This window comes from Frigoribacterium sp. CFBP 13712 (genome assembly GCF_014842255.1).
Taxonomy (GTDB): domain Bacteria; phylum Actinomycetota; class Actinomycetes; order Actinomycetales; family Microbacteriaceae; genus Frigoribacterium.
Genome location: NZ_JACYVH010000016.1, coordinates 1 through 5,296 on the forward strand (window position 1 = coordinate 1; position 5,296 = coordinate 5,296).

Consider the following 5,296-nt stretch of genomic DNA (forward strand, 5'->3'; position numbering starts at 1 on the left):
ATTCCGGTTGGACTGTTTTTTCTTTTACGGAGAGTTTGATCCTGGCTCAGGACGAACGCTGGCGGCGTGCTTAACACATGCAAGTCGAACGATGAACTGGAGCTTGCTCCAGGAATTAGTGGCGAACGGGTGAGTAACACGTGAGTAACCTGCCCTTGACTCTGGGATAAGCGCTGGAAACGGCGTCTAATACCGGATACGAGCTTCAGCCGCATGGCTAGGAGTTGGAAAGAATTTCGGTCAAGGATGGACTCGCGGCCTATCAGCTAGTTGGTGAGGTAATGGCTCACCAAGGCGACGACGGGTAGCCGGCCTGAGAGGGTGACCGGCCACACTGGGACTGAGACACGGCCCAGACTCCTACGGGAGGCAGCAGTGGGGAATATTGCACAATGGGCGCAAGCCTGATGCAGCAACGCCGCGTGAGGGATGACGGCCTTCGGGTTGTAAACCTCTTTTAGTAGGGAAGAAGCGAAAGTGACGGTACCTGCAGAAAAAGCACCGGCTAACTACGTGCCAGCAGCCGCGGTAATACGTAGGGTGCAAGCGTTGTCCGGAATTATTGGGCGTAAAGAGCTCGTAGGCGGTTTGTCGCGTCTGCTGTGAAATCTGGGGGCTCAACCCCCAGCCTGCAGTGGGTACGGGCAGACTAGAGTGCGGTAGGGGAGATTGGAATTCCTGGTGTAGCGGTGGAATGCGCAGATATCAGGAGGAACACCGATGGCGAAGGCAGATCTCTGGGCCGTAACTGACGCTGAGGAGCGAAAGCATGGGGAGCGAACAGGATTAGATACCCTGGTAGTCCATGCCGTAAACGTTGGGAACTAGATGTGGGGGCCATTCCACGGTCTCCGTGTCGCAGCTAACGCATTAAGTTCCCCGCCTGGGGAGTACGGCCGCAAGGCTAAAACTCAAAGGAATTGACGGGGGCCCGCACAAGCGGCGGAGCATGCGGATTAATTCGATGCAACGCGAAGAACCTTACCAAGGCTTGACATATACCGGAAACGTCCAGAGATGGTCGCCCCGCAAGGTCGGTATACAGGTGGTGCATGGTTGTCGTCAGCTCGTGTCGTGAGATGTTGGGTTAAGTCCCGCAACGAGCGCAACCCTCGTTCTATGTTGCCAGCACGTAATGGTGGGAACTCATAGGAGACTGCCGGGGTCAACTCGGAGGAAGGTGGGGATGACGTCAAATCATCATGCCCCTTATGTCTTGGGCTTCACGCATGCTACAATGGCCGGTACAAAGGGCTGCGATACCGTAAGGTGGAGCGAATCCCAAAAAGCCGGTCTCAGTTCGGATTGAGGTCTGCAACTCGACCTCATGAAGTCGGAGTCGCTAGTAATCGCAGATCAGCAACGCTGCGGTGAATACGTTCCCGGGCCTTGTACACACCGCCCGTCAAGTCATGAAAGTCGGTAACACCCGAAGCCAGTGGCCTAACCCCTTGTGGGATGGAGCTGTCGAAGGTGGGATTGGTGATTAGGACTAAGTCGTAACAAGGTAGCCGTACCGGAAGGTGCGGCTGGATCACCTCCTTTCTAAGGAGCATGTACCAGCCCTGCTGTTTACACAGGGATTTTCTGGTCAAGTCAGTTTCGGAGCGAATGTCTCCGGCTGGCGCTCATGGGTGGAACATTGACAATGGCTCTCCGGTGAGGGCATCAGCATCAGTACGACATCTTCGGGTGTTTGGAACGTGAGGGTGTCTGAGGTGGGGAGTGTGCACGCTGTTGGGTCCTGAGGGACCAAACTTCCCTGCGCTTCGGTGTGGGGGGTTGAACTCCTCTGGGCCATATGAGTCCTGCATTATTCGCAGGGTGAGTATGGGACCCGCCCGTATTTTGAGAACTACACAGTGGACGCGAGCATCTTAGTCGCAGACAGTATCTGGCCTTCGGGTCGGGTGGTTGTTTGTGATACTAAGTGCAATTTCTTAGACCAACCCGCTCCTTCGGGGGTGTGGTTGGCGAATGAGATAACACTGAGCTGCTGGCTTCGGCTGGCAGCAACTTTGTGGTCAAGTTTCTAAGAGCAAACGGTGGATGCCTTGGCATCTGGAGCCGAAGAAGGACGTAGAAATCTGCGATAAGCCTCGGGGAGCTGATAATCGAGCCCTGATCCGAGGATTTCCGAATGGGGAAACCCCGCCAGGCATTTTGACCTGGTGACTCCCGCCTGAATATATAGGGCGGGTAGAGGGAACGTGGGGAAGTGAAACATCTCAGTACCCACAGGAAGAGAAAACAACAGTGATTCCGTCAGTAGTGGCGAGCGAAATCGGAAGAGGCTAAACCGGTCATGTGTGATAGACGGCGGTCGTTGCATGGTCGGGGTTGTGGGACCCGTTGTCCTGTTCTGCCGGACAGGAGCAGTTACAGCGCAGTATAGGCGAACAGCTTTGAATGGCTGGTCATAGAGGGTGCGAACCCCGTAGCCGAAATGCTGGCGCTGGCTGAATGGGGATCCCAAGTAGCACGGGGCCCGAGAAATCCCGTGTGAATCTGTCAGGACCACCTGATAAGCCTAAATACTCCCAGATGACCGATAGCGGACAAGTACCGTGAGGGAAAGGTGAAAAGTACCCCGGGAGGGGAGTGAAATAGTACCTGAAACCGTTTGCTTACAAACCGTTGGAGCCTCCTTGTAGGGGTGACAGCGTGCCTTTTGAAGAATGAGCCTGCGAGTTAGCGATATGTGGCGAGGTTAACCCGTGTGGGGTAGCCGTAGCGAAAGCGAGTCTTAATAGGGCGATACAGTCGCATGTCCTAGACCCGAAGCGAAGTGATCTATCCATGGCCAGGTTGAAGCGACGGTAAGACGTCGTGGAGGACCGAACCCACTTCAGTTGAAAATGGAGGGGATGAGCTGTGGATAGGGGTGAAAGGCCAATCAAACTTCGTGATAGCTGGTTCTCTCCGAAATGCATTTAGGTGCAGCGTTGCGTGTTTCTTGCCGGAGGTAGAGCTACTGGATGGCCGATGGGGCCCAAAAGCTTACTGACGTCAGCCAAACTCCGAATGCCGGTAAGTGAGAGCGCAGCAGTGAGACGGTGGGGGATAAGCTTCATCGTCGAGAGGGAAACAACCCAGACTACCAACTAAGGTCCCTAAGCGTGTGCTAAGTGGGAAAGGATGTGGAGTTGCATAGACAACCAGGAGGTTGGCTTAGAAGCAGCCACCCTTGAAAGAGTGCGTAATAGCTCACTGGTCAAGTGATTCCGCGCCGACAATGTAACGGGGCTCAAGCACACCACCGAAGTTGTAGATTTCGTATTATAGACAAGCCTTCGTGGTTCAGTCGTACGGAGTGGTAGGAGAGCGTCGTGTGGCCAGTGAAGCGGCGGTGTAAACCAGCCGTGGAGGCCACACGAGTGAGAATGCAGGCATGAGTAGCGAAAGACGGGTGAGAAACCCGTCCTCCGAAAGACCAAGGGTTCCAGGGCCAGGTTAATCCGCCCTGGGTAAGTCGGGACCTAAGGCGAGGCCGACAGGCGTAGTCGATGGACAACGGGTTGATATTCCCGTACCGGCGAAGAACCGCCCAAGCTAATCCAGTGGTGCTAAGAGTCCTAACCCGGCTGAGTGGATCCCTTCGGGGTGATGCCGGCCGGTCTAACGCTCGACCCCATGCTGGTGCGGTTAACGTATTAACAGGTGTGACGCAGGAAGGTAGCTGAGCCAGGCGATGGTATCCGTAAGGTGAACCTGGTGTAAGGATGTAGGGCTGACGATAGGCAAATCCGTCGTCAATGCGCCTGAGATCCGATGCGTACCCCGTATGGGGGAAATCAGTGATCCTATGCTGCCGAGAAAAGCATCGACGTGAGGTTCAAGCCGCCCGTACCCCAAACCGACTCAGGTGGTCAGGTAGAGAATACCAAGGAGATCGAGAGAATCGTGGTTAAGGAACTCGGCAAAATTCCCCCGTAACTTCGGGAGAAGGGGGGCCGGAACCGTGATGGGATTTACTCCCGGAGCGGGAAAGGCCGCAGAGACCAGTGGGAAGCGACTGTTTACTAAAAACACAGGTCCGTGCTAAGTCGCAAGACGATGTATACGGACTGACGCCTGCCCGGTGCTGGAAGGTTAAGAGGAAGGGTTAGCGCAAGCGAAGCTCAGAATTTAAGCCCCAGTAAACGGCGGTGGTAACTATAACCATCCTAAGGTAGCGAAATTCCTTGTCGGGTAAGTTCCGACCTGCACGAATGGCGTAACGACTTCCCAGCTGTCTCAACCGCGAACTCGGCGAAATTGCACTACGAGTAAAGATGCTCGTTACGCGCAGCAGGACGGAAAGACCCCGTGACCTTTACTACAGCTTGGTATTGGTGTTCGGAGTGGCTTGTGTAGGATAGGTGGGAGACTGTGAAGCTTGGACGCTAGTTCAGGTGGAGTCATTGTTGAAATACCACTCTGGTCACTTTGGATATCTAACTACGAACCGTGATCCGGTTCTGGGACAGTGCCTGGTGGGTAGTTTAACTGGGGCGGTTGCCTCCCAAAAAGTAACGGAGGCGCCCAAAGGTTCCCTCAACCTGGTTGGCAATCAGGTGTCGAGTGTAAGTGCACAAGGGAGCTTGACTGTGAGACTGACAAGTCGAGCAGGGACGAAAGTCGGGACTAGTGATCCGGCAGTGGCTTGTGGAAGCGCTGTCGCTCAACGGATAAAAGGTACCTCGGGGATAACAGGCTGATCTTGCCCAAGAGTCCATATCGACGGCATGGTTTGGCACCTCGATGTCGGCTCGTCGCATCCTGGGGCTGGAGTAGGTCCCAAGGGTTGGGCTGTTCGCCCATTAAAGCGGTACGCGAGCTGGGTTTAGAACGTCGTGAGACAGTTCGGTCCCTATCCGCTGCGCGCGCAGGAAATTTGAGAAGATCTATCCCTAGTACGAGAGGACCGGGATGGACGAACCTCTGGTGTGTCAGTTGTTCTGCCAAGAGCACCGCTGATTAGCTACGTTCGGAACGGATAACCGCTGAAAGCATCTAAGCGGGAAGCCGGCTTCGAGATGAGATTTCCATACCCTTCGGGGTGAGAGGCTCCCAGCTAGACTACTGGGTTGATAGGCCGGATGTGGAAGTGGGGACTAACGACCCATGGAGCTGACCGGTACTAATAAGCCGATAACTTGACAACACTCCCTCCCTGTAGAGGTGGGGGAAAGCTGCTTGCGTCCACTATGTGGTTCCCGAAATACGGTCGGGAACAATTGAACAGACAGTCGTCTGCCGTCATCCTTCGGGGTGGGGGTGGGTGCATGGTCTGAAACAGACTTCACCGCTGGCC

Annotated in this window: 2 rRNA genes; both read left to right on the forward strand. The window is 54.9% G+C overall.

Features of this window, described 5'->3' with window-relative positions:
* The first annotated feature begins 23 nt into the window (after positions 1-23).
* Positions 24-1,545, forward strand: a 16S ribosomal RNA gene (locus IFT51_RS14665).
* A 477-nt stretch (positions 1,546-2,022) separates the two neighbouring features.
* Positions 2,023-5,146: ribosomal RNA gene (locus tag IFT51_RS14670) — 23S ribosomal RNA — on the forward strand.
* Together the 16S and 23S rRNA genes form the textbook arrangement of a ribosomal RNA operon.
* Positions 5,147-5,296: the final 150 nt, after the last annotated feature.